22 protein-coding genes are annotated in these 25,318 nt (G+C 71.9%); 15 read left to right on the plus strand and 7 right to left on the minus strand.

The features are described 5' to 3' along the window. Positions 1–10 precede the first annotated feature (10 nt). Entirely contained in the window at positions 11–3,628 is a 3,618-nt protein-coding gene (mfd, locus tag G472_RS0105820; protein ID WP_029007617.1) for a transcription-repair coupling factor, read from the plus strand. Further along, positions 3,625–4,575 (plus strand): ACT domain-containing protein, encoded by a 951-nt coding sequence (locus tag G472_RS40010; RefSeq protein ID WP_245593399.1) that lies wholly within the window; start codon positions 3,625–3,627, stop codon positions 4,573–4,575. The genes mfd and G472_RS40010 overlap by 4 nt, the downstream gene beginning before the upstream one ends. Positions 4,576–4,628: 53 nt before the next feature. Here the strand turns inward: G472_RS40010 and G472_RS0105830 are convergent, their stop codons facing one another. Beyond that, the gene (locus G472_RS0105830) at positions 4,629–5,177 is read right to left on the minus strand and encodes a peptidylprolyl isomerase (RefSeq protein ID WP_029007619.1); all 549 of its coding nucleotides are present in this window, start codon (positions 5,175–5,177) and stop codon (positions 4,629–4,631) included. Positions 5,178–5,268: 91 nt separating this feature from the next. On the opposite strand from G472_RS0105830, the gene G472_RS31530 reads away from it, so the two are divergent. The 5 genes from G472_RS31530 (at position 5,269) to G472_RS31535 (ending at position 11,205) form a co-directional block, all read left to right on the plus strand. Continuing rightward, complete coding sequence (locus G472_RS31530; protein ID WP_156927011.1) at positions 5,269–7,266, plus strand: intermembrane phospholipid transport YdbH family protein; 1,998 nt, start codon at positions 5,269–5,271, stop codon at positions 7,264–7,266. Between the two features lie 7 nt (positions 7,267–7,273). Further along, positions 7,274–7,513 carry a YnbE family lipoprotein gene (locus tag G472_RS0105840; protein ID WP_035691112.1) on the plus strand — a complete coding sequence of 80 codons (240 nt, stop codon included), beginning with the start codon at positions 7,274–7,276 and terminating at the stop codon, positions 7,511–7,513. Continuing rightward, on the plus strand, positions 7,510–7,854 hold the full coding sequence (locus G472_RS0105845; RefSeq protein ID WP_029007622.1) for a YdbL family probable chaperone protein: 345 nt from the start codon (positions 7,510–7,512) through the stop codon (positions 7,852–7,854). The genes G472_RS0105840 and G472_RS0105845 overlap by 4 nt, the downstream gene beginning before the upstream one ends. Positions 7,855–7,864: 10 nt before the next feature. Continuing rightward, positions 7,865–9,916 (plus strand): O-linked N-acetylglucosamine transferase, SPINDLY family protein, encoded by a 2,052-nt coding sequence (locus G472_RS0105850; protein WP_084536470.1) that lies wholly within the window; start codon positions 7,865–7,867, stop codon positions 9,914–9,916. A gap of 119 nt (positions 9,917–10,035) precedes the next feature. After that, positions 10,036–11,205, plus strand: a complete 1,170-nt coding sequence (locus G472_RS31535; RefSeq protein WP_051340473.1) for a nucleotidyltransferase domain-containing protein — start codon at positions 10,036–10,038, stop codon at positions 11,203–11,205. Here G472_RS31535 and G472_RS0105860 read toward each other — a convergent pair. The 4 genes from G472_RS0105860 to G472_RS0105875 all read right to left on the minus strand — a co-directional run bounded on the left by G472_RS0105860 (position 11,187) and on the right by G472_RS0105875 (position 14,974). Continuing rightward, positions 11,187–11,885, minus strand: coding sequence for an ABC transporter ATP-binding protein (locus G472_RS0105860; protein WP_029007624.1), 699 nt, complete (start codon positions 11,883–11,885; stop codon positions 11,187–11,189). The genes G472_RS31535 and G472_RS0105860 overlap by 19 nt on opposite strands. Continuing rightward, entirely contained in the window at positions 11,866–12,609 is a 744-nt protein-coding gene (locus tag G472_RS0105865) for an ABC transporter permease (protein ID WP_035691115.1), read from the minus strand. Before G472_RS0105865 ends, G472_RS0105860 begins: the two co-directional genes overlap by 20 nt. A gap of 9 nt (positions 12,610–12,618) precedes the next feature. Further along, positions 12,619–13,647, minus strand: a complete 1,029-nt coding sequence (locus G472_RS0105870; protein ID WP_084536473.1) for an ABC transporter substrate-binding protein — start codon at positions 13,645–13,647, stop codon at positions 12,619–12,621. Positions 13,648–13,765: 118 nt separating this feature from the next. Continuing rightward, a complete protein-coding gene (locus G472_RS0105875) occupies positions 13,766–14,974 on the minus strand; it encodes an MFS transporter (RefSeq protein WP_035691343.1) in 1,209 nt (402 codons plus the stop codon). A gap of 903 nt (positions 14,975–15,877) precedes the next feature. On the opposite strand from G472_RS0105875, the gene G472_RS36820 reads away from it, so the two are divergent. The 7 genes from G472_RS36820 to pgmG all read left to right on the plus strand — a co-directional run bounded on the left by G472_RS36820 (position 15,878) and on the right by pgmG (position 22,744). Then, the gene (locus tag G472_RS36820; protein ID WP_245593400.1) at positions 15,878–16,336 is read left to right on the plus strand and encodes a hypothetical protein; all 459 of its coding nucleotides are present in this window, start codon (positions 15,878–15,880) and stop codon (positions 16,334–16,336) included. Beyond that, positions 16,269–17,165, plus strand: a complete 897-nt coding sequence (locus G472_RS0105880; RefSeq protein ID WP_029007628.1) for a response regulator transcription factor — start codon at positions 16,269–16,271, stop codon at positions 17,163–17,165. The genes G472_RS36820 and G472_RS0105880 overlap by 68 nt, the downstream gene beginning before the upstream one ends. Continuing rightward, the gene (locus G472_RS0105885) at positions 17,119–18,681 is read left to right on the plus strand and encodes a sensor histidine kinase (protein ID WP_029007629.1); all 1,563 of its coding nucleotides are present in this window, start codon (positions 17,119–17,121) and stop codon (positions 18,679–18,681) included. Before G472_RS0105880 ends, G472_RS0105885 begins: the two co-directional genes overlap by 47 nt. A 101-nt stretch (positions 18,682–18,782) precedes the next feature. Continuing rightward, entirely contained in the window at positions 18,783–19,511 is a 729-nt protein-coding gene (locus G472_RS0105890; protein ID WP_029007630.1) for a hypothetical protein, read from the plus strand. Positions 19,512–19,524: 13 nt separating this feature from the next. Then, on the plus strand, positions 19,525–20,262 hold the full coding sequence (locus tag G472_RS0105895) for a DnaJ domain-containing protein (RefSeq protein WP_029007631.1): 738 nt from the start codon (positions 19,525–19,527) through the stop codon (positions 20,260–20,262). A gap of 126 nt (positions 20,263–20,388) precedes the next feature. After that, positions 20,389–21,258, plus strand: coding sequence for a UTP--glucose-1-phosphate uridylyltransferase GalU (galU, locus tag G472_RS0105900; protein ID WP_029007632.1), 870 nt, complete (start codon positions 20,389–20,391; stop codon positions 21,256–21,258). A gap of 91 nt (positions 21,259–21,349) precedes the next feature. Further along, positions 21,350–22,744: a phosphoglucomutase/phosphomannomutase PgmG gene (gene pgmG / locus G472_RS0105905; protein WP_029007633.1), complete on the plus strand. Its 1,395-nt coding sequence runs from the start codon at positions 21,350–21,352 to the stop codon at positions 22,742–22,744. A 118-nt stretch (positions 22,745–22,862) separates the two neighbouring features. Here pgmG and G472_RS31545 read toward each other — a convergent pair whose 3' ends face one another. Then, positions 22,863–24,278, minus strand: coding sequence for a putative bifunctional diguanylate cyclase/phosphodiesterase (locus G472_RS31545; RefSeq protein WP_051340475.1), 1,416 nt, complete (start codon positions 24,276–24,278; stop codon positions 22,863–22,865). Positions 24,279–24,712: 434 nt separating this feature from the next. On the opposite strand from G472_RS31545, the gene G472_RS36825 reads away from it, so the two are divergent. After that, positions 24,713–25,114, plus strand: a complete 402-nt coding sequence (locus G472_RS36825) for a bacteriohemerythrin (protein ID WP_169732783.1) — start codon at positions 24,713–24,715, stop codon at positions 25,112–25,114. Between the two features lie 15 nt (positions 25,115–25,129). On the opposite strand, the gene G472_RS38715 is transcribed toward G472_RS36825, so the two are convergent. Beyond that, entirely contained in the window at positions 25,130–25,303 is a 174-nt protein-coding gene (locus G472_RS38715; protein ID WP_156927012.1) for a hypothetical protein, read from the minus strand. Between the last annotated feature and the right edge of the window lie 15 nt (positions 25,304–25,318).

The following is a 25,318-nucleotide window of genomic DNA, read 5'->3' on the forward strand; positions in this document are numbered from 1 at the left end:
CCGTACCGCCTTGATCAAGTTCGACCTTCAGCCCGGCCGGGCGGCGCGCCTGCTGGTCGGCGGCGCTCCCGAGGGGCACGACGCCCGCATCCTCGCAGACCTCGCCCGCCGCGCCGGTGCCGCCGGCGTGCTGCACGTGGCCCTGGACGACACGCGCACGGCGCGCCTGGCCGAGGCGCTGGCCTTCTTCGCGCCGGGGCTGGAGGTGCTGACCTTCCCCGCCTGGGACTGCCTGCCCTACGACCGCGTGTCGCCCAACGGCGAGATCGTGGCGCGACGCATCGACACCCTGACGCGGCTGCTGGACCGGCGGGACGGTGCGGCACCCCTGGTGGTCATCACCACGGTCAACGCCCTGCTTCAGAAGGTGCCGGCGCGCGGCGCCTTCCGCCACGCCACCTTCACCGCCCGCATCGGCGACCGCATCGACCTGGAGAGGCTGCAGCGCTATCTGGCGCAGAACGGCTACACCCGCGCCCAGACCGTGCGCGAGCCCGGCGAGTTCGCGGTGCGCGGCGGCATCGTCGACCTGTTCCCGCCGGGCACCGAGGAGCCGCTGCGCCTGGACCTGTTCGGCGACGAGCTGGACGGCGTGCGCGCCTTCGATCCGATGACCCAGCGCACCACCGAGAAGCGCGACGGCGTGGTGCTGAAGCCGGTGTCCGAGGTCTTCCTGGACGAGCCGGCCATCGCCCGCTTCCGCTCCGGCTACCGGGAGCTGTTCGGGGCCGTCACCGACGACGATCCGCTGTACGAGGCGATCAGTGCCGGGCGCAAGTACGGCGGCATGGAACATTGGCTGCCCCTGTTCCATGAGGGCATGGACAGCGTGCTGTCCTACATGCCCCGGGCAATCGTGTCGCTGGACCACCAGGCGGAGGAGTCGCGCGACGGCCGCCTGGCGCAGATCGACGACTTCCACACCGCCCGCGCCACCATGGCGTCGGTGGAGAAGAAGGCGGGCCAGCCCGTCTACAAGCCGATCCCGCCGGGGCTGCTGTTCCTGGACAAGTCCCAATGGGGCGCGCTGCTGGGGGTGCACGCGGTGGTGCAGCTCCAGCCCTTTGCCACGCCGCCCGGCATCATGGGCACCCTGGACGCCGGCGGGCGGCGCGGTCACGATTTCGCCGAGGAGCGGGCGCGGCCCGACGTCAATGTCTTCGACGCCGTGCGCGACCTCATCGGGCGCCTGCGCGGCGACGGGCGGCGGGTGCTGGTGGCCGGCTACTCCGCGGGCTCCCGCGACCGGTTGATGAGCGTGCTGGCCGACCACGGCATCCAGGGGCTGGAGCCGGTGGACACGATCGAGGACACGCGCCGCTTCGACCGCAACGTCACCGGCATGATGGTGCTGGGGATAGAGCACGGCTTCACCGCCCCCGACCTGGCCGTCATCACCGAGCAGGACATCCTGGGCGACCGGCTGGTCCGCCCCGGCGCCAAACGCAAGCGCAAGGCCGCCAACTTCATCGCCGAGTACACGGCGCTGAACGAGGGTGACCTGGTCGTCCATATGGACCATGGCATCGGCCGCTACGACGGGCTGGAGACGCTGACCGTTTCCGGCGCACCGCACGACTGCCTGCGCCTGGTGTACGAGGGCGGCGACAAGCTGTACGTGCCGGTCGAGAACATCGAGGTGCTGTCCCGCTACGGCAGCGAAGAGGCGGGCGCCCAGCTCGACAAGCTGGGCGGGGCGGGATGGCAGGGCCGCAAGGCGCGCGTCAAGAAGCGCCTGAAGGACATGGCGGAGGCGCTGCTGAGGATCGCCGCCGAGCGCGAGCTGAAACGCGCCGAGGCGGTGACGGCGCCGGAAGGGCTGTATCAGGAGTTCGCCGCCCGCTTCCCCTTCCCGGAGACCGACGACCAGCTCAAGGCGATCGAGGAGGTGTTCACCGACCTCGGCTCCGGCCGGCCCATGGACCGGCTGGTGTGCGGCGACGTCGGTTTCGGCAAGACCGAGGTGGCGCTGCGCGCCGCCTTCGCCGTGGCGATGACCGGCAAGCAGGTGGCCGTGGTGGTGCCCACCACGCTGCTGGCCCGCCAGCACTTCAGGACCTTCTCCGCCCGCTTCGCCGGCCTGCCGCTGCGCATCGTCCAGTTGTCCCGCCTGGTGACGGCGAAGGAGGCGACGAAGGTCAAGCGGGAGGTGTCGGAGGGCACCGCCGACATCATCATCGGCACCCACGCGCTGCTGGGCAAGGGCATCGACTTCCGGCGCCTGGGCATGGTCATCGTCGACGAGGAGCAGCACTTCGGCGTCAAGCAGAAGGAGCGGCTGAAGGAACTGCGCGCCGACGTGCATGTGCTGACCCTGACCGCCACGCCGATCCCGCGCACGCTCCAGATGGCCCTGTCGGGCGTGCGGGAGCTGTCGCTGATCGCCACCCCGCCGGTCGACCGGCTGGCGGTGCGGACCTTCGTCCTGCCCTACGACCCCGTGGTGATCCGCGAGGCGATCCTGCGCGAGCATTACCGCGGCGGCCAGACCTTCTACGTCTGCCCGCGCCTGGAGGACCTGCCCAGGGTGGCCGAGCGCCTGCGTGAGCTGGTGCCGGAGGTCAAGGTGATCACGGCGCACGGCCAGATGGCGGCGTCGGAGCTGGAGGACGTCATGACCGCCTTCGACGAAGGCCGGTACGAGGTGCTTCTGGCCACCAACATCATCGAGAGCGGCCTCGACATCCCCACGGCCAACACGATGATCGTCCACCGCGCCGACCTGTTCGGCCTGGCCCAGCTCTACCAGATCCGCGGCCGCGTCGGCCGGTCCAAGGTGCGCGGCTACGCCTACCTGACCTACACGCCGAACAAGACACTGACCGCCACGGCGCAGCAGCGCCTGCACGTGATCGAGACGCTGGACAGCCTGGGCGCCGGCTTCCAGCTCGCCAGCCACGACATGGACATCCGCGGCGCCGGCAACCTGCTGGGCGAGGAGCAGTCGGGCCACGTCCGCGAAGTCGGCGTCGAGCTGTACCAGCACATGCTGGAGGAGGCGGTGGCCAACGCCCGCGCCGGTCTCGGCCGGGACGATGGCGGCGGGGCGGACGCGGCGGAGTGGACGCCGCAGATCAACCTGGGCACCCCCGTGCTGATCCCGGAAAGCTACGTGGCCGACCTCACCGTCCGCCTGACGCTCTACCGCCGCATCGCCGAACTGGTCGACCGGCCGGAGGTGGAGGGCTTCGCGGCCGAGCTGATCGACCGCTTCGGCAAGCTGCCGGCCGAGGTGGAAAACCTGTTGGATGTGGTCACCATCAAGCAGATGTGCCGCCAGGCGGGGGTGGAGCGGGTGGACGCCGGGCCGAAGGGCGCCGTTCTCACCTTCCGCGGCAACGTCTTCGCCCGGCCCGACAAGCTGATCGCTTACATCGCCGGGCAGGGCGGGCTGATGAAGCTGCGCCCCGACCATAAGCTGGTCCACACCCGGATGTGGGACGACGAGAGCCTGCGCGTCACCGGCGTGAAACGCCTGATGAAGGACCTGGCCGACATGGCCGCGGGCGCCGACGTGAAGGGGGAGGCACCACCGCCCCCGCCGCCACCGCCGCCGCCGCGGCCCTCCGCGCTCAAGGCCGGCTCGAAGTTCGGGCGGCACATTCCCGGCCGCCCGGGCCGGCGGTGAGCGATCTCGCGGCGCGGCTGCTGCGCGGCGACCGCCGCACCGTCGGCGATTCGCCCACGGTGGCCGACGACGTCGCCGCCGAGCCCGCCCTGTTGCCGGAACTGGTGGAGTGCCTCGTCCATCCCGACGCGGGTGTGCGCATGCGGGCCGCCGACGCGCTGGAGCGGGTGACGCGCACCGATCCCCGCGCCGTCGACCCCTTCGTCGACCGCCTGCTGGACGAGGCGGCGGTGGCGGAGCAGGCGGAGGTGCGCTGGCATCTGGCGCAGATCCTGCCGCGCCTGACCCTGGACGAGGCGCGGCGCTGGCGCGCCGCCGGCCTGATGACGCAATGGTTCGAGCGGGCGGAGAGCCGGATCGTGCGGACCTCGGCTCTGCAGGCCATGGTGGACCTGGCGGACGGCTACGGCCCCTTGCGCGACGTGGCGGCGGAGATGATGCGCCGGGCGCTCGATTCGGGGGTGCCGTCCCTGGCGGCGCGGGCGCGGCGCATCCTCAAGCCGCTGCGGGTGGACCGGCAGATGCTCGACGCCGTGCTGAAGCCGGCGGAGCCGCCGATGCCGCTGACCCTGACGCTGCTGCCCGGCACGCTGGCCGTCTGCCGGCTGCCGCCCGGCGGCGGCGTGCCCGCCTGGGTGAACTGGGGCGACCCGCTGGTGGCGGTAATCCGGACGGCGGACGAAGTGTCGGTGGTCTGCGCCGACGCCCGCGTGCCCGACGGGGTGCAGGCCGAGCGCGGCTGGCGCGCCTTCAAGGTGGAAGGGCCGCTGGACTTCGCCCTGACCGGCATCCTCGCCCGCCTGACCGCACCGCTGGCCGAGGCGGCGATACCCGTCTTTGCCCTGTCCACCTACGACACCGACTACCTGCTGGTCCGCGCCGACAAGGCCGACCACGCCGCGGTGGCGCTGGAAGCGGTGGGGCGGATCAACCGTCAGCCAACCTGAACCCTCCCCCGTCGACGCCAGGGGAGGGTCGGGTGGGAGCCGTTGCCGACGCCTTACTGCGCGTCCGCCGCCACCTGCATCTTCACGATGCGGTCGGGATCGTTGACCTGGCCGTTGCGGGCGGAGCTGCCCTTCTTGATGGCGTCCACGTGCTCCATGCCTTCCACCACCTTGCCCCAGACGGTGTACTGGCGGTTCAGGTGCGGGGCTTCCTGGAAGACGATGAAGAACTGGCTGTCGGCGCTGTTGGGATCAGCGGCGCGGGCCATGGACAGAGTGCCGCGCACGTGCGGCTCGGCCGAAAACTCGGCCTTCAGCTTCTGCCCGGAGCCGCCGGCGCCGGTACCGGTGGGGTCGCCGGTCTGGGCCATGAAGCCGTCGATCACCCGGTGGAAGACGATGCCGTCGTAGAAGCCCTGGCGGGTCAGTTCCTTGATTCGCGCCACGTGGTTGGGGGCGAGGTCGGGGCGCAGCTCGATGACGACGCGGCCGTCCTTGAGGTCGAGATAGAGGGTGTTTTCCGGATCCAAGGCCATTGCCTCCCCAATGAAAAAGAGGGCGCCCAGCAGCGCCGTTGCCAGCATGCGCGTAAACCGCAACATTCGAAGTGCTCCGATGTGTCGAGTCCGCAGGGCCCGACCTTAGGGGAAACGCGCGCCGAAGCAAACCGCGCGGATGAAGGAGGAGGGCGGGGTGCGGCGGCTGGTTGCGTGGCTGGTGATCCTGGCGGCGGGGGCGGGGCTGGTGGCCGCCACGTGGTCGGACCTGCTGGAGGGCGGGGCGACGCTGGCGCTGCGCCGTGCCGGCTATCCCGACGCGCGGGTGACCGTGGTGCGCGCCGGCGTCGACTGGACGCGCGCCGCGGTGCGCCTGGACGAGGCGCTGGACCTGGGCATCGTCACCGTGCTGCACCCCTGGCGAAGTCTGCTGGACGGCCACATCGAACGGGTGGTGGTGAGCGGCGCCGCCCTGACCCTGGACCTGACGCCCGGCCCGGACGGCGACGGTGGCGGTGCTGCGGAATGGGGGGAGATTCCGGTGCCGCCGGTTGGGGCGCTGGCGGTCACCGGGTCGCGGCTGACCCTGATCGGGGCCGGCGGGGTGCAGACGCTCTCCGTCGCCATGACCTACACCGGCGGCCCGGAGCCGGAGCTGCGGGCCGACCTGCGGGGAGAGGAGGCGGGGGCCGACTTCGGCGCCGTGGTCCGGCCGCTGGGGGACGGCCGGTTCACCGCCACCGTCGCCGGCGGGATCGACGACGTGGGGCGACTCGCGCCGGCCGTGGCCGGGCGGCTGCGGATCGACGGGCCGGTGTCGGGGCGGCTGGCCGAGGGGGTGTTGCGCCTCTCGCCCGACGGGTGCCTGGCCGTCACCGCGCAGGGGTTGGCGCCGGCGGGCGAGCGCACCGATCTGCCCGAAGGTCTCTGCCTCGGTGCCCCGGCGCAAGGGGATGCGCTGGTCCTGCCGCTGGCCGGCGGTCCCCCGGCCGTCCGGCTGGCGGCGGAGGCGCCGCGCCTGACCGTGCCGGGGCAGGAGCTGGCGCTGGACGGGGTGCGCGTCGACGCCACGTTGGAGGGCGGGCGGCTGGTCGCCGCGCTGACGGCCGGGCGGCTGCGCAGCACCGCCGCACCGGCCCTGTTCGCACCGGCGGCGCTGACGGCGCGGGCCGAGGGGCCGGCGGGCGGCGCGTTGGCCCTGTCGGCCACGGTGCAGGGCGGGCAGGGGCTGCGCATCGACGCCACCGGACGCCACGATGTGGCCAGCGGCGAGGGCCGGGCGGAGCTGCGCCTGCGCCCGGTGACGTTCAGTCCCGCCGGGGCGCAGCCGGGCGCCCTGTCGCCGCGCCTGTCCGGCCTGGTCGGTGCGGTGGCCGGCACGGTGGCGGTGCGCGGTGACCTCGCGTGGGGAGCAAAGGGGCTGACCACCGGCGGGCGGTTGCTGCTGACCGACCTGGCGGCCACGGCGGGGCCGGTGGCGGTGGCCGGGGTGAACGGGGTGCTGCGGCTGGCGAGCCTGCTGCCGCCGGCGGTGGCGCCGGGGCAGGAGGTGGCGGTCAAGCTGCTGGACGTCGGGCTGCCGCTGACCGACGGGGTGCTGCGCTTCGGCCTCGATTCGGCCGGCGTCATCGGGGTCGAGCGGGCGGAGTGGCGCTGGGCCGGCGGGCGCGTGAGCGCCAGGCCCTTCCGCCTGTCCCTGGCCGATCCCCACGGCGTGCTGGAGCTGGAGGCGGCGGGGCTGGACCTCGGCGCCGTGCTCGACCTCGTGGAACTGGAAGGGCTGGCGGCCACCGGCCGCCTGTCGGGGACCATCCCCGTGTGGCTGGCGGGAACGGCGGTGCGAATCGCGGGGGCGGAACTGGCGGCGGAGGGGGGCGGCACCCTGCGCTACGACCCGGCGACTCCGCCGGATTTCCTGCGCGACGGCGACGCCGGCAGCCCGACGGCGCTGCTGATGGGGGCGCTGACCGACTTCCGCTACGACAGCCTGACCATGACCATCAACGGCCTGGCCGGCGGCGAGCTGACGGTCGGGCTGGCGATCCGCGGCTCCAACCCCGGATTCTACGATGGATATCCGGTGGCGCTTAATCTTAAGGTGAGCGGTGCGCTGGACCGCATCCTGCGCCAGAGTCTCGACGCCTACCGCATCCCCGATGCGGTGCGCGACCGCATGTTGCAGTTCGACCAGTAGGAGCACCATGGCATCGGTGAGATGGCGGCCGGCGGTGGTTGTCCTGGCCCTCGTGGTTGCGGCCTGCGCCCCGACCGTGAAGATCGAGGCGCCCGACCGGCCGATCGAGATCAACCTGAACATCCGTATCGAACAGGAGGTGAGGGTGAGGGTCGAACGCGACCTGGAGCGGGCGATCCTGGAGGATCCGTCCCTGTTCGGTCTGCCGCCGGCATCCCTGCCGCCGGCGAAGGGAGGTGCGTCATGACGCGTCGGCTCACGATTCTCATGCTGGCCCTGGCGCTGGCCCTGCCGGCGGCCATGCCCTTCACCGCCCTGGCGCAGGACCCCCTGGCCGCGGCCAAGGCGGCGGGGCAGGCGGGGGAGCGGCCGGACGGGCTGGTCGGCGCGCTGCCCGGTGCCCCCGGCGATGTCCAGGCGCTGGTGCAGCAAGTGAACGCCCAGCGCATGGACCGCTACAACCAGATCGCCCGGGCCAACGGCACCTCGGTCGACAAGGTGCAGGCCATCGCGGGGCAGGAACTGATCGGCCGCACCCCGCCCGGCCAGTTCATCATGACGCCCGGCGGCGCCTGGGCGCGCAAGTAGGGCCCTGCCCATGACCGCCCTCGCCGACCTGCTGGCGGCGGCCGAATCCGACCGCCGCGCCGGCCGGAACGAGGCGGCGGTGGCGGGCTTCCGCCGTGCGCTGGCGCTCGCCCCCGGCCATGGCGGGGCGCTGGACGGGCTGTTCGCGGCACTCGACGCGCTGGGCCGGCCGGGCACGCCGGAGGAGGCGGTGGCCCGCTCGAACCTTGGCGAGGCGCTGCGCCGCCGTGGCCATCCGGAGGCGGCGGAGGCCGCTCACCGCGCCGCCCTGGCGTGGCTGCCCGGGTTCGGCGGCGTGTGGTTCAACTGGGGTGTCTTCCTTCAGGCGCACGGACGTACGGCCGAGGCGGCGGACGCGTACGCCGAGGCCGCCCGGCTGATGCCCGCCTTCGCCCCGGCCCACAGCAACCTCGGCGCCCTGCGCCGCGCCCTGGGTCGGCTGGCGGAAGCCGAGGCGGCCCTGCGCACAGCCGTACGCCTCGCCCCCGACCTGGCCGCCGCCCGCCTCAACCTGGGCGCCGTGCTGAAGGAGCGCGGGGGGGCGGAGGCGGCCCTGCGCTGCTTCCGCACCGCGGTGGCGCTCGGCCCCGACCTGGCGGAGGCGTACGCCAACCTCTCCCTGACGCTGAAGGAGGTGGGGGAGGACCCGGCGGCCCTGCCCGGCCTCGTCCGCGCCCTGCGCCTCGGCCTGCCGGATGCCGGCGGCGTGCTGTCGCAGTTGGTCCAGGAGCACCGCCACCTGTGCCGGTGGGAGGGGCTGGCCCCCCTGTCCGAACGCCTCACCGCCCTTGTGCGCGACGGTGCCACCCGCCAGGCCAACCCCTGGATCTTCCTGGGCGAGGACGCCGGGCCTGAACTGGAGGGGCGTTGCGCCGCCGCCTACACCGCGTGGCGCACGCAAGGGCTGCACCCGCTGCCGCCGGCGGCCCCGCGCGCGGCCGGCGACCCCGTGCGCATCGGCTATCTCTCCGCCGACTTCCACGAGCACGCCACCGCCGTGCTGATCGCCGAACTGATCGAGCGCCATGACCGTACCGCGGTGCATGTGACCGGCTATTCCTACGGCCCCGACGACGGAGGACCGCTGCGCGCCCGGCTGACGCGGGGGTTCGACCGCTTCGTCGATCTGGCCGCCCTGGACCACGCGGCGGCGGCGGACCGCATCCGCGCCGACGGCGTCGACATCCTGGTGGACCTCAAGGGCCACACCCGCGGGGCGCGGCCGGAGATCGCGGCCCGCCGGCCGGCCCCGGTGCAGGCGCAATGGCTGGGCTATCCCGGCACCATGGGCGCCGGCTTCATCGACTACATCCTCGCCGACGCGGTGGTCGCGCCCGCCGGCCACCAGCCATGGTACGCCGAACGCATCGTCCACCTGCCCGGCTGCTACCAACCCAACGACCGGATGCGCCCCATCGCCCCGGACACCCCGTCCCGTGCCGGGTGCGGCCTGCCGGAGGCCGGGTTCGTGTTCTGCTGCTTCAACGCCGCCTACAAGATCACGCCGGCCCTGTTCGCCGTGTGGATGCGCCTGCTGGCCGCCCGCCCGGCCAGCGTGCTGTGGCTGCTGGAGGGCCGGCCGGAGGCCGCGAGCAACCTGCGCCGCGCCGCGGCAGGGTCCGGGGTCGATCCTGCCCGCCTGGTCTTCGCACCCCGTGCCCCGTTGCCGCAGCACCTGGCGCGCCACCGCCTGGCCGATCTGTTCCTGGACACCGCACCGGTGGGCGCCCACACCACGGCCAGCGACGCCCTGTGGGCGGGCCTGCCGGTGCTGACGCTGACCGGCCGCTCCTTCGCCGGGCGGGTCGGGGCCAGCCTGCTGCACGCCGTGGGCCTGCCCGAACTGGTGACCGGGAGCCCGGCCGCCTACGAGGCGGCGGCGCTGCACCTTTCCGCCGACCCCGCCGCCACGGCCGCCCTGCGCGCCCGCCTGGCGACCGCGCGCACCTCCGCGCCCCTGTTCGACACCGACCGCTTCGCCCGCGGCCTGGAACGCGCCTACGCCACCATGTGGACCCGTCATACCGCCGGCGAACCGCCGCGGGGATTTGCGGTGGGATGACGGAGGCACTCCCCTCCGTCCCGGCCCCCGCCCGATGCATCGTTTTCCGTTCCCGCCGGCGCGTGTTCCCGGGTAAGGTTGCCCCGCTTGCGCCGATCACCACCGGACCGAATCCTGCCGTGACCGAACCGTTCACCCCCGCCGTGCTGCCGGCCGAGGTCCGCTTCCTGCTCGGCGTCGTCGCGGCCGGATTCGGCGGGCAGCCGCCGCGGCCGGAGCCGGGGATGAACCGGGCCGACGTGGTGGCAGCGGTGCGGCACCACCGGCTGGAGCCGTGGCTGGGACCCGCCCTTGCGCCCGATCTGCCCGTTCCCGGGGACGCGCGGCGGCACCTGTCCGACCTGCGGCGGCAGGCCGCGATGCGCGCCCTGCGGCTGACGGCGGAGGTGGCGCGCATCGTGCCGGCGCTGGAAGCGGCGGGCGTGGAGGTGCTGGTGCTCAAAGGGCCGGCGCTGGCGGTGCAGCTCCACGGTGACCCGACGCGCCGGTCGTGCCGCGACATCGACCTGCTGGTGCGGCCGGAGGCGGCCGCCGCGGCGCGCGCGGCGCTGGCAGCGCTCGGCTATGGCGTCGCGCCGGACATGGTGGCGGCCGGCCCCAACGCCCTGACCTTGCATCACGCCGCCGCCGCCGCCGCTCCGGTGGAATTGCACGACCGGTTGGCCGACGACGACCGCCTGCTGCCGATGGCGGCGGTCGACCCCTTCGGGACGGCCGTCACCGTCACCGTCGGCGGGATGCCCGTGCGCACCCTGTCGCCCGCCGCGGCCCTGGTCTATGGCGCGTGGCACGGGGCTAAGCACCACTGGTCGCGCCTCTACTGGCTGGCCGACGTGGCGGCGGCGGCGGACCACCCCGCCGTCGACTGGCGGGAGGCCGCGGACCTGGCGCGGCGCACCGGCACCGAACGGCACCTGGCCCTGGCGGCGCGCCTGTCGACGGTGCTGCTGGGCCGCGCGCCGGCCGCCGCCCCGCCGCCGGACGCGCCCACCGCCGCCGCACTCCGCCGGGCGGAGGCCATCCTGCCGGCGATCCTGGCCCTGCCGCCCGTCGATGACCGGGAGGGAGTCCGCCGCGCCGGCAGCGTGCGCGTGCTGCGCGCCGAGCTCGCGCTGTGCCGGCGCTGGTCCGCGCGGCGCGGGCTGCTGGTGGAGCGGCTGCGGCCGACCGATACCGACCGGGCCCTGCTGGCTCTGCCGGCCGGGCTGGGCGGGCTCTACTACGGCGTCCGGCTGACCCGCGTGCTGGGGACTGCGCTGCGCCACCGGCTTCAGGCCATGCTGCGGTGAAACGCCTCGACCGCCGCCGCGTCGCGGCGGGGCAGGTCCACCGCAACGTCGCGGATGATGCCCGCCGGGCTTCCCCCCAGGAAGACGAGCCGGTCGGCCAGCGCAATCGCCTCCCGCAGATCATGGGTGACCAGCAGCACGGTGGCCGGCCGGCGGGCCAGCAGGTCGCGCAGCAGGTCGCGCAGCCGTTCCGCCGTCGCGGCGTCCAGGGACACGAAGGGTTCGTCCAGCAGCAGCAGCGCCGGTTCCACCAGAAAGGCGCGGGCCACCGCCACGCGGCGCTGCATGCCCACCGACAGGTGGTTGGGGAAGACGTCGCGCTGGCCGGCCAGCCCCACCGCCTCCAGCATGGCGTCGATGCGGCCGTCGAGGTCCGGGGTGTCGGGCGGCAGGGCCAGGGCCAGATTCTGCGCCACCGTGCGCCAGGGCAGCAGGCGCGGGTTCTGGAACACCACGGCCAGGCGCCCCGGCGGGCGGTGGATGGTGCCGGTGAACCGGTCGTCCAGGCCCGCGACCAGGTTCAGCAGCGTCGTCTTGCCGCATCCGGACGGCCCGACCAGGGCGACCACCTGGTGGCGCGGCACCTCCAGCCGGATGGCGCGGAGCACCGCCTTCGGCGGCCGGCCGGGATAGTCCTTGGCGTCCACCGCGATGCGCAGGCTATCGCCGCCAGCGGGCAAGGCGCCGTTCGGCGGGCTGGAGGATGCCCCACTCGATCGCCTGGACCACCAGGATGAAGGCCATCGCATAGGCCAGGATCGCAGTGACGTCGAATAGCTGGAAATAGACATGGAGCTGGAACCCAACGCCGTTGCTGCGGCCGAGCAACTCGACCACCAGGACGATTTTCCAGATCAGCGACAGGCCGGACCGGGCGGCCGCCAGCAGGAAGGGGGCGAGCTGCGGCATCACGACGTGGCGGAACAGGCGCCACGGCCCGAAGCGGAACACCCGGGCCATGTCGCGCAGATCCTCGTCGAGGGTGCGCGCTCCTTCGCGCATCACCACCGCCACGTTGGGGATCTTGCTGGCGGCCACCGCGGTCAGCGCCGCCGTCTCCCCCAGCCCGAACCACACGTAGCACAGGATGATCACCACCAGCGCCGGCAGGTTCAGGAAGAACAGCAGCCAGCCGCCGAACAGCCGGTCGAGCAGGGCGGAGCGGCCGAGCGCCAGCCCGACCGCGGTGCCGACGACCATGGCCAGGGCGAAGCTGGCGGCGACCCTTGCCAGCGTCACGGCCACGTGGTGCAGCATCTCCCCGGCGGCGAGCCCGTCGACCATGGCACGGGCGACCGACAGCGGCGGCGGCAGTTCGCGCAGATCCGCGAAGCTCGCCGCGAGCTGCCACACGGCGATCAGCAGGGCCAGCGACACCCCGTGCTGCCACAGCCGCACGATCATCGCCGCCGCCTACCGGCTGCCGGGCGGAACGGTGGGCCCCGGCCAGAAGGTACCGTCCGGCAGATCGACGGCCGGACCCACGAGGTCCTTGCCGCCGAGATCGGCCATCAGCGCGAACACCTTTGCCGCCGCCGCCTTTTCCGCCGCGCCCCAGCGCTGCGGGATGCCGGCCCGGTAGCCGGCGCGCAGCGCCTCGAAGGTCGCCTCGTCCTCGGCCCGCATCAGCGGCCGCACCGCGTCCCACGCGGTGTCGGAGGTTTGCAGCAGGGCCTTCGCCTCCAGGCTCGCAGCGAAAAAGGCGTCGACCAGCGCCGGGTTGCGCTGCGCCCACGCTTCGCGAAAGACGAAGCCGATGGACGGCACCGCCACGGCCCCGTCGGTCAGGGCGGTGGCCGCCTGCTCCACCCCGGCGATGGAGCGGAAACCGCGCGCCTCCAGCCGGGCGGCGAAGTGCCAGTAGGTGAGCACGGCGTCCAGCCCGCCCGTCAGGGCCTGCTGGTTCAGCAGCGGCGGGGCGGCGAACACCGGTGTGGCGGCGGACGGCAGGTCGATGCCGTGGTCGCGCAGGGCCAGGGCGCGGATCAGCAGCCAGCCCTTGTCCAACGGCCCGCCGGCAACCCCCAGTTTGCGGCCCTTCAGGTCGGCCAGCGTGCGCACGGGCGAGTCCGCCGGCACCATCACCGAGCCGACGGCGGAGGAATAGGGCAGGAAGGCCAGCGCCTCGCCGTCGGCGCGCTGGCGCGCGGTCCACAGCCAATCGCTGACGATCACGTCGACGCTGTTGCCGAGGAGGCCGATCTTGCCCGCCTCCGGGTTGGCGAGGTCGACGACCTCCAGCGTGAAGCCGCGGGCACGATCCATGCCGTGCGCCCGCAGGGTCTCGATCTCCCACGATACGGTGCCGAACTTCAGAAGACCGATGCGCACCGTGGACGGATCGGCCGCCGCCGGCAGCGCGGCGATCAGCGTGCCGGCCAGCAGGGCCGCGCACGCCGCGAGGGCGCCGAGAAGGCGGCGAACCAACGCTCGCTCCCGCATGGTGTCCTCCCCCGGACGGTTGTTGTTCGTTGATTCATTCAGGGGAAGTGTGGCGGAGCCGAAGGCATGGCGATATTGGACTTTCGCATGGCTTTGTCGGGAATGCCGACGCTACGGGCTACCGGCGCGGCCGCACCTGCCAGGCCAGGGCAGCGAGCTGGAGCGCCAGCACCCCCGCCAGGGCCATGCGGTGCCCCTGCGGTGCGAAGCCGTCACCGACCGGCGGGAACCAGGCGATGACGGCGCCGATGCCGGCCTGCAGGGTGAAGGCGGCGGCGAACACCAGCAGGTTGACGGCGGTGTTGACGCGCCCGGCCATGTCCGGCGCGAAGGACCGGGCGAGGACGGCGTAGACGATCATCGACCCGGCGGTCGAGAACGCATACAGCGTCCAGGCCACCGCCGGCGGCACCGGAAGGCCGCTCACCAGCACCGCCTGCATGGCCATGGCCACGGTCATGCCGGTGGTGGCCACGACGATGGGCGGCACGCCGCGCCGGGCCAGGGTGTCGGCGATCACGCCGATGCCGGCGAATCCGGCGGCCATGGCCATCGCCGCGTATTGCAGATGCGTGGCTACGGCGGCACGGTCCAGCCCCTCGACGTCGCGCAGCCACGGGCCGGCCCACAGACTGATGTAGGACATGAATCCCGCCTGCACGGCGACCGTCAGCGGCGCGTAGCGCCGGAAGGCGGGGCTGGCGAACACCGCCGCGGTGCCCCGCAGCAGCGCCCCCCATGATGCCGCCGGACCGGGGGCGCCGGGACGGGGACGGTCGGGAACCACCAGCAGGATCACCGCCGCCACCGCCACCGTCGCCACCGCCAGGCCGAGGAAGACGCCCCGCCAGTCGGTCAGCGTCAGCAGGGCCTGGACCGGCGTCGTGGCGAACACCGCCCCCAGGCCGCCGCAGGCCATGAACAGGCCGTTGACCAGCGGCAGCCGGTCGGCCGGCCACCACGCCACGTTCGCCGTCAGGGCGGCCATCAGGCAGGCGGACACGCCGAGCCCGATCAGCGTGCGCCCGACCGCCAGAACCGCGATGCTCTCGCCCGCCGCGAAAATCGCCGCACCGGCCGCGGCGACCAGCAGCAGGGCCGCCTCCACCCGCCGCGGGCCGTAGCGGTCGAGCAGAATGCCCAGGGGCGCCTGGAACAGACCGAAGGCGATGAAATAGGCGCTGGTCAGCAGCCCGAGGCCGGCGGCCGTCAGGCCGAGGGTGGCCGTCAGCTCGTCCGCGATGACGGCGTTCACCGTCCGGTAGAGATAGGACAGGAAGTACCCCAGCGCGAACGGCAGGAAAACCGTCAGGATGCGTTGGGGCACACCGACGTCCCGTATGGCGACGTCCCGTGCGGTCACAGGGCTGGTCAAGATCGTCCTCGGGCGTTCATTTTGTTGTTGTCGGGCTGCCGGCGGGCGCTGCGCTCCGATGGGGTGGACATACGCCCGTCCGGAGTGCTCCGGCAAGCGTCACCTGCCGTTTTTTGCGCCATTACCGTCTTGACGAGGGGGCGCGGCGGGCGCATGATTTTGCGTGTGAAGACGGTGCACAGACAGCATCGGACACACCACGCCGACCGGCCGTAGGGCCGGCCGGATGACCGGTCGGATTGCTCGCGGCAACCGCCCGGCCGTTACAGGCACGGGGACCCGCCCCTGGCGGTACACCCTTCGCCGACGGCCACCATAGACGTTGCCCATCCGACTGCGCGGCGGCGGAACCATACCCGGGTGGTTCCGCCGCCGAATGCTTTTTCCCCCTAAGACGATGGTCGGATCGGTCGTGATCGTCCGTGCCCGCGCGGTCTTCACCCCCTTGTGCAGGGCGTGCGCAGATGGTCGCAGGGGTTCGCCGGACGCGGGATATAAGACAAAACTCACATAAATTCGGTTGTCTTCGAAGGCAAAAAGCCAATCTAAATTACGCAATGTCTCTTCTATGTCCGCTCGTGGTCCGGCTTCTGACAGAAAAATGTCCCCAAACGCCCGCAAAAAGGTGGTAAGGCCACGGCATTTAACCCGACATTAACCAGGAAAGACTGACTTTTGGCCGACCGGTCGCGGGGGTGGCGAACAGCGCTTCGCAGGCTCCCGCGACCGGGGCGGAAGAAATTCTTTGAAGGGCCCTGGGCCATGTCCGTTTCCATGACCATGACGGGTTGCACCCGCACCGCGAATGGACTGTGGCCGCGCGTCGGGGGACGCGGGTTGGGGCTCGTTCTCGGCATGCTTCTGCTGACCGGATGCCCCGGAACGGTGACCGGCCCCGACGGCCGGACCCTGCAGGCGGCCAGTCCGCCGCCGCCGGCCCGCACCGCGACGCGGGAAGCGCCCAAGCCATCCGTCAAGCCGGCGGCCAAGGCGGCGGAAGCCCCTGTCCGTCCGGTCCCCGCTGTCGCCATGGCGGCCGCGGGGGCCGTCGCACCCGACGCCATCGTCGGCCTGGACCAGGGCCAGACCCGGCGTCTTCTGGGAGCCCCCTCATCGACCGAGGAGGAAACACCCGCCCGCGTCTGGCGGTATGCCGACGCAAGCTGCACGCTGCGGGTGTTCTTCTACATGGATGTCAATTCCCAGGACTTCCGTGCCCTCTCCTACGACATGAAGAGCAGCGACAATGTCCGTGATGCTGATGACCGATGCTTCGCCCGCATCCTCGCCCAGGCCTGGGGCGATTCCCGCTGACGACACCGCCCTCGGCACGCCGGCCGTGCGCGTGGCTCTCGTCGATGACGACGACCTGTTCCGGGAGTCGCTCGGCCTCAACCTGACGGACGAGGGATTCGACGTCGTCTCCTTTGACCGCGGCGAACCGGCGCTCGACTTCTTCGCCCGCGGCGGCAGCGTCGACATCGTCCTGCTGGACTGGCGCATGCCCAAGATGGACGGCATCGAGGTGCTGCGCCAGATGCGGGCCCGCGGCATCGACCTGCCGGTGATCTTCCTCACCGTCCTGTCCGACCAGATCTATGAGGAGGCGGCCCTGGCCGGCGGCGCCCTGGACTTCGTGGAGAAGTCGCGCAGCCTGCCCATCCTGCTGCGCCGCATGAGCCTGATCCTGGACGGCGCCAAGGGCGCCAACGAGGAGACGGCGGAGGCCGCCGCCGACACGGCCGCCGCGGCCACGGTCTACCGCCTGGGCAAGCTGGAGCTGCGCCTGGAGAACAGCCGTGCCCTGTGGGACGGTGTCCGGGTCGACCTGACGCTCACCGAGTTCAACATCGTCCGCCTGATGGCGACCCGCCCCGACGAGGACGTGTCCTACCGCGACATCTACGACCTGGTGCACGGCAAGGGCTTCATGGCCGGCTACGGTCCGTCGGGCTATCGCGCCAACGTCCGCGCCTTCATCAAGCGCATCCGGCAGAAGTTCCGCGCCATCGACGAAGCGTTCGATTGCATCGAGAACTATCCGGGCTTCGGCTACCGCTGGGGCAACGGGGCAAATCCGGCGGGCCGGACGGAGGATGATGGCGTTGGCCCGGACGATGGCGCTGCCGCTGCGGCGCAGTGAGGGCCGCGGGCGATGGCTGTGGCGTTCGCTGGCCGGCCGGCTGGTGCTGCTGACCCTCGTCTTCCTCGCGGTGCCGGTGCTGATCTACGACCAGCTTCAGCGGGCGGACGAGGCGAACCGGGCCCTGCTGCTGCAAAGCGCGCAGCAGCGAGGGTCCCTGATCGCCCGCGCCCTGGAACCGGACCTGGCGGAGGCCGGCCGCGGTGACCTGCCGCAGGTCGGCGGGCTTCTCGATCGCTTCGCCGGCGACGGGGTGCGGCTGCGCCTGCTGGTCCGTCCCAGCGCCATGGGTGGTGAGGACGGGTTCTTCTATGTGGGCGCCGCCCCGGCGGTGTCCACCGCCTATCTCGACAACGAGCGGCGCCAGCTCCTGGAGCAGGGGGTGCTCGACCAACTCGGGCGGAGCTGCGCCGGTGGCCTGCCGCTGGCGACGCGCGTGCCGCGCTCGTCGGGCGGGGAGGAGGTGGTGACCTCCGTCACCCCCGTCCACACCCGCTTCGGCTGCTGGGCGCTGGTGACCAGCCACAACACCGACGCCTACGTCGGCAGCTCCCTGGGACAGCCCTACTGGCGCACCGCCTCGGTGCAGGCCGCCGCGGCCATCTATGTGGTGATGGCCCTGCTGGTGCTGGCGGTGTTCGTCGAGCTGTGGCGCAACCTGCACCGCTTCCGGGCCCTGGCCCGCGACATCGTCGGCGGCGAAGCCCCGGCGGAGTCCTTCGCCGAGCGCAACGCGGTGCCGGAACTGGCCGGTGTGGCCGAGGATTTCGACCGCCTCGTCGACACCCTGCGCCGATCGTCGGCGGTGCTGCGCCGGGCGGCGGAGGACAACGCCCACGCCTTCAAGACGCCCATTGCCGTCATCCGCCAGTCGGTGGAGCCGCTGCGCCGCTCCCTGCCGGCGGAGGACGCGCGCTGCCGGCGCGCCCTGACCATGATCGAGGCGTCGCTGGACAAGCTGGACGGGCTGGTGTCCTTTGCCCGGCGCATGGACGAGGCGACGGCCGACCTGCTGGCCCCGCCGCGCCGCCGCGTCGACCTGTCGGCGCTGGTGGACCGCATGGCCGGCGGCTACACCGGCCTGCTGACCGAACGGCGGCTGCACGTGCGCTCCTCCATCGATCCCGGCGTGGTGGTGCGGGCCAGCGACGACATCCTGGAGACGGTGGTCGAGAACCTGGTGGAGAACGCCGTCAGCTTCTCCCCGGCCGGTGGCACCGTGCACGTCCGCCTGGCGCGGCACGATGGCCGCGCGGTATTGACGATCGAGGACGAGGGGCCGGGGGTGGACCCCGCCAACCTGCCGCGCATTTTCGAGCGCTATTTCTCCCAGCGCCAGCCCGGCCACGGCATGCCGGACACCGACCCTGACGGGCGGACGGCGGAGGGCACCCATTTCGGCATCGGCCTGTGGATCGTGCGCCGCAACGTCGAGGCGCTGGGCGGCTCCATCCATGCCGAGAACCGGGAAGGCCGGGGCTTCCGCGTCCGGGTGATCCTGCCACCGGCGACCTGAGCGGCGCGGTCATCGGGCATTGTGTCCCCGCGCCGCACTGGTTGGTGGCGCCCTGTCGTCCTATCTCCACAAGACCGGGACGATGGACAGGGAGACTTGCGATGGCGGACGACGATCACCTGCCGGTGCAGCGGTCGTCGCAGGCGGATGTGGACGCCTTCCTGCGGCAGGTGGCCGTAGTGCCGCCGCCGCGCCGGGAAGCGGGTCGGCGGGGGCGGCTGGTCTTCGCCATGGACGCCACGGCCAGCCGCGAGCCCACCTGGGACCGCGCCTGCCAGCTTCAGGGCGAGATGTTCGAGACGGCGGCGGCGTTGGGCGGCATCGACGTCCAGCTCGTGTTCTACCGCGGCTTCCGGGAGTGCAAGGCGAGCCCCTGGGTGGGCAGCGCCCGCGACCTGCTGGCGCGGATGACGGCGGTGCGCTGCCTGGCCGGGCAAACGCAGATCGGCCGCGTGCTGAAGCACTGCCTGAAGGAGGCGACGGCCAATCGGGTCAACGCCCTGGTCTTCGTCGGCGACTCCATGGAAGAGGACATCGACCACCTGGCGAACCTGGCCGGGGAGCTGGGGCTGCTGGGCGTTCCCGCCTTCATCTTCCACGAGGGCGGCGATCCCGCGGCGCGGCGGGCTTTCCAGACGATCGCACGCCTGACCGGCGGCGCCTACTGTTCCTTCGACCGGTCGTCGGCCGGCCAGCTTCGCGACCTGCTGAACGCGGTCGCCGTGTTCGCGGCGGGCGGGCGGGCGGCGCTGGAGGACTACAGCCGCACCGGCAGCGAGTCGGTCCGCCTGCTGACCTCGCAGGTCGGCCGGGCGCGCTCCGGCGCCTGAGGGAGGGATCGGGATGGTGCCTCTCGTTCTGCTGGGGATCGCGCTGGCGGTCGGGCTGTTCCTCGCCGTGCGCGGCTTCGTCGCGGCCGACCCGCGCACCCTGGCGCAGACCGTGCGCTACGGCGGCGTGGCCCTGGCCGGGGTCGTGCTGGTGATCCTCACGCTGCTCGGCCGGCTCGGCATCGCCATGGCCATCGCCGGATTCCTCTTTCCCATCATCCACTACTGGCGCACGGCCCGGCGCCAGGCGAAGGCGGCACAGGGGCCGACGGCAGGCCGCACGTCGACCGTGGAAACGCTCTTCGTGCGCATGACGCTGGACCACGACAGCGGCGCCATGACCGGCACGGTGCTGCACGGCACCCTGCGCGGCCGGGAGTTGGAGACGCTGACCCGCGACGAGGCGCTGGACCTGCTGGACGAATGCCGGCGCGACGATCCGAAATCGGCGGCCGTGCTGGAAGCCTGGCTCGACCGCACCCATGCGGACTGGCGCGAGGCGGAGCCGGAGGCGCGGGCCGGAGCCGGGGCGGAAAACCGCACCGACGACCGCCGGCGTCGTCCGCCGCCCGGATCCGGCATGTCCGTCGAGGAGGCTTATGAGATTCTGGGGGTATCTCCCGGCGCCACGGCCGAGCAGATCAAGGAAGCCCACCGACGGCTGATGATGAAGGTCCATCCCGACCATGGCGGTTCGACCTATCTGGCCGCGAAGATCAATCAAGCGAAAGACTTGTTATTACACGCATGACCTTTCGCAGCGCACCGTAAGGGCGAGTTGCTTACCGAAGATGCCTGTGGCAGAAACGCCGCTCAGGGGCCGACCGATCCGCGGCCGGCCCGGAACGTCCGATCCGAACGAAGAAAAGAGAGCCCAATGCGGAAACCCGTGCGCAAGGTGGTGTTCCCCGTCGCTGGTCTGGGTACGCGCTTCCTGCCGGCCACCAAAGCCATTCCCAAGGAAATGCTGCCGCTGGTCGACCGCCCCCTGCTCCAGCACGCGGTCGAGGAGGCGCGCGCCGCGGGGATCGAGGATTTCGTTTTCGTTACGGGCCGCAGCAAGCGCGCCATCGAGGATCATTTCGACGCCGATACGGAGCTGAACCGGACGCTGGAAGAGCGCGGCAACGCCGCCGCCCTGGAAGAGGTACGGCACAGCGAATTGGCGCCCGGGCGCTGCTTCTACACCCGCCAGCAGCAGCCGCTGGGCCTTGGCCACGCGGTGTGGTGCGCCCGCGCGGTGATCGGCAACGACCCCTTCGCCATCATCCTGCCCGATGATTTCGTGCTGGCCGACAAGCCCTGCCTGAAGCAGATGGTGGAGGCGTACGACGAGGTGGGCGGCAATGTCGTCGCCGTCGTCGACGTCCCGCGCGAGCACACACGCCGTTACGGCATCCTGGACGTGGAGAAGGACGACGGCCGTCTGGCCACCGTCCGCGGCCTGGTGGAGAAGCCGAAGCCCGAGGATGCGCCGTCCACCCTGTCCATCATCGGCCGCTATATCCTGCAGCCCGAGGTGTTCGACCACCTGGAGCGCGGCGTGCGCGGGGCCGGCAACGAGATCCAGCTCACCGACGCCATGGCGACCCTGATCGGTCGGCAGCCGTTCCACGGCCTGCGATTCGAGGGGCGGCGGTTCGACTGCGGCGACAAGGTCGGCTTCATCGAGGCGACGGTGGCCCACGCGCTGACGCGGCCGGACATGGCCGACACGGTCAGGGACGCCCTGAAGAAGCTCCTCTGATCCGATTTGACCGCACGGGCCGGGCCGCCTCGGGGCGGTCCGGCCCGTGCGCGTCCCGCCCCGCACCACCAACCCAAGGCCGGAGCGCCCCATGTCCCGGGCCCATCGTTTCCATTCCACCGTCCTGCGCGAGTACGACATCCGCGGCATCGTCGGGCGGACCCTGTCCGAGGACGATGCCCGCGCCGTCGGCCGCGCCTTCGGCACCATGGTGGTGCGGTCCGGCGGCACCAGCGCCTGCGTCGGCTATGATGGCCGCCACAGCTCGCCCGCCCTGGAGGCGGCGATGGTCGAGGGACTGGCCGCCACCGGCCTGCACGTGCTGCGCGTCGGGCTGGGGCCGACGCCCATGCTGTACTTCGCGGCGCGCCACCTGAACGCCGACGCCGGCGTGATGATCACCGGCTCCCACAACCCGCCGGAGTACAACGGGATCAAGATGGTGCTGGGCAAAGGCCCGGTGTACGGCGACGCCATTCAGGAGATCGGCCGCATCGCCGCCGCCGGGGCGTACGCCGACGGGACCGGCGGGCACGAGGGCGTGGACGTGCGTGACGCGTACGTGGACCGCCTGTTCCGGGACTATGACGGCGCCCGGGACCTGACGGTGGCCTGGGACGCCGGCAACGGCGCCACCGGCGAGATCCTGCGCCGCCTTACCGCCCGCCTGCCGGGCACGCACCATCGGCTGTTCGACACCATCGACGGCGATTTCCCCAACCACCACCCCGATCCGACCGTCGAGGCCAACCTGATCGACCTGAAGCGGACGGTCGCGGAGAAGGGCTGCGACCTGGGGATCGGCTTCGACGGCGACGGCGACCGCATCGGCGCCATCGACCACAAGGGCCGGGTGGTGTGGGGCGACCAGCTCGTCGCCATCTACGCCGCCGATGTGCTGCCCGCCCATCCCGGCGCCACCATCATCGCCGACGTCAAGGCCAGCCAGGCCCTGTTCGACGAGATCGCCCGCCACGGCGGCACGCCCCTGATGTGGAAGACCGGCCATTCGCTGCTGAAGGCCAAGATGGCGGAGGTCGGCTCCCCCCTGGCCGGCGAGATGTCGGGCCACATCTTCTTCGCCGACCGCTGGTACGGCTTCGACGACGCGCTCTATTGCGCGATCCGGCTGCTGGGGCTGGTGTCGCGCTCCGGCGTCACGCTGGCCGATCTGCGCGACCGGCTGCCGCAGTTCGTCAACACCCCGGAGACGCGATTCCAGGTGGACGAGGAGCGTAAGTTCGCCGTGATCACCGAAGTGCGGGAGCGTCTTGCCGCCGCCGGAGCGGACGTCAACGCCATCGACGGCGTGCGGGTCTCGACGCCGGACGGCTGGTGGCTGCTGCGCGCCTCAAACACCCAGGACGTCCTGGTGGCCCGCTGCGAGGCGCGCGACGAGGAGGGGCTGGAGCGCCTGAAGGGCATGGTCGTCGAACAGCTCGAACGATCCGGCCTCAAGGCCCCCTCGTTCGAAGGCGGGCACTGAGTCATACGGTTTCCGCCTGACGGCTTCAACCGCATGCCCCTTTCAATGAAGGCCTGCGGCCTTCATCTGTCCGGTTCGACGGCTTCCAACAGATCCTACGGATCTGCCGGAAGCCGGATCAGACCGCCGCTCCCCTTCCATTGCCGGCCAGCCAGCGCTCGGCGAATTGGGCCGGGGGCAGGGCGCGGTCGAACAGGTAGCCCTGGCCGAAGTCGCAGCCGAAGGACCGGAGGTCGTCGCGCTGCTGCGGCGTTTCGATGCCTTCGGCGACCACCGTCTTGCCCAGTTCGTGGGCGAGGTTGATGACGGCCCGCACGATCCGGCGATGGGTCTCGCTGGTGGTGATGAGGGTGACGAAGGACCGGTCGATCTTGATCTCGTCGATCGGGAACTGGTGGAGATGGCTGAGCGACGAGAAGCCGGTGCCGAAATCGTCCAGCGAGAAGCTGAGCCCGTGGCGGCGCAGCCGTTCCATCAGGGTCCGGGTGTGATCGGTGCTGTCGAGCAGCGCCGTTTCGGTCAGCTCCAGCTTGAGCCAGGCGGGGTCGAGCGCGTGTTCGGCCAGCAGCCGGGTCAGCAGGGTCTCGACGTCGAAGCCGGCCATCTGGACCGCCGACAGGTTGACCGCCAGCGGCACCGGCTGGCCGTCGCACATCTGCCAATGGGCGGCCGTTTCCACCACGGCCCGCAGCACCTGTTCGCCGAGAACGCCGATCAGTCCGGACTCCTCGGCCAGCGGCACGAAGCGGTCGGGGGGCACCGGCCCGTCATCGGGGTCGGTCCAGCGCACCAGCGCCTCTGCCCCGCACAGGCGGCCGGACTCCAGGCAGACCTGGGGTTGCAGGTGAATGACCAGGTCGCGCCGCTCCAGAGCGTCGCGCAGCCGGCCTTCCAGCAACAGCCGTTCGCGCGCGCCGTCGCGCCCGCTGTAGGGCTGGCGGTCGATCCTGCGAAGATGGCGGGCCTTCACGCGGGCCAGCACGGAGCCGGCATGCTCCAGCAGATCCTCCGCCGTGTCTCCGGCGTCGGGAAAGCTGGCGGTGCCCGCGCTGGCGGACAGGCTGATGCGCACGTCGCCGCCATCGAACGGGCGATCCACGGCGCGCAGCAGACGGTCTACATGGACGGGGTGCTCGCCGTTGACCCCCGGCAGGATCACCGCGAACTCGTCGCTGGCCACCCGCGCCAGGGAATCCTGCGGACGCAGACACTCCGACAGCCGTCGCGCCACCTCGCGCAGCACATCGTCGCCGAACGGCTGCCCGAAGGCCTCGTTGATCATGCGGAACCGGTCGATGTCCAGCGCAACGACGGTCAGCGGCGCCCCCTCGGAATGGCAGCGGCGGACCGCTTCCGTCAGGATACCGGCCAGAAGCTGGCGGTTGTACAGCCCTGTTACCGGGTCGAAATAGGACATGCGGATCAGCCGCTGGTCGGCGTCCGACGTCGGGATGGCGGCACCGATCCCCTCGGACCCCTGGCCCGTTGTTGCCGGAGCCGCAGCGGTATCCGGCTTCTCCGCTGGGTTGCTCATCCCCGCACCACCGATGGAAATGTCATATGGACCGAAGTCCAATCCGCTGCATTATTGGCGAATGCCGGTTAAGAGAGTCTTTGCAAGGCCGGAGAATATTTCGGCTTGCTTCCCCACGCCCCCGGGGAAATTACGGAGACGAAAGCAATGATCGCGGATTGTTCAGAAAATTTCTGCTTGCCGGAGAGGCGGTATCAGCTCGGGGGCGGATGATTACCGTTTCTTAACGTGAAGGTGCGATTCAATTTCCCGGAAGGATTGGCCCCGGGTGGAATGGCAAGAGCCGAAGCATGGGATCGAACGACACGAACGGTGTCCGTACACCACTGCCCCGCGGGGCTCGTCTGGCGCCGCGGGCGGCTGCACCGGGACCGGCGGCTGCACCCCCGGCCGCACCGGCCTCCCCGGCTCCCGTCGCGTCGCCGGGCGTGCCGGTGCGATTTCCCTGGAAGCCCGAGTATGGATTGGGGGACGAGCGCATCGACGGGCAGCACCGCATGCTGCTCGACCTCGCCAATCTCCTGTGCGACGCGATCCGCCGGGGGAAGGGCCGGGCGGTGGTGATGAACGCCTTCAACGCCCTGCGTCTCTACACCAACACTCATTTCCGCGACGAGGAAGCCCACTTCGCGCAGATCGGTAGCCCGCTTCTCGATGCGCACCGGCGCGAGCACGGCACTCTTCTGCGGGAGCTGAACGCCCTGGCGGCCGACGACGTCGCGGACCGGCCGGCGCAAGCGGCCGATGCCCTGGAACGCTGGGTGGAGACGCGCCTGGTCGCGCACATGAAGATCGAGGACCAGGAAGCCCAGCGGTCGGGGACCGCTCGCGGTTAGGACGGGCGCCGGTCGTCAGGACGGGCGCTTGCGCCGCGCCGCCGGGCGCGCCTTGCCCGGCGGCGGCTTGCGCGCCGCGGTGAGGAACGCAGCCTGCTGCTGGCGGGCGACCGCCATGGCGGTCTGCATCCAGATGGCTGCGGCGCGGTTGGCCCAGGACAGCCACAGGCCGGCGGGGGTCGGTTTCATGGGGGAGCCCCTGCG

It is taken from the genome of Azospirillum halopraeferens DSM 3675, from assembly GCF_000429625.1.
Classification (GTDB): domain Bacteria; phylum Pseudomonadota; class Alphaproteobacteria; order Azospirillales; family Azospirillaceae; genus Azospirillum; species Azospirillum halopraeferens.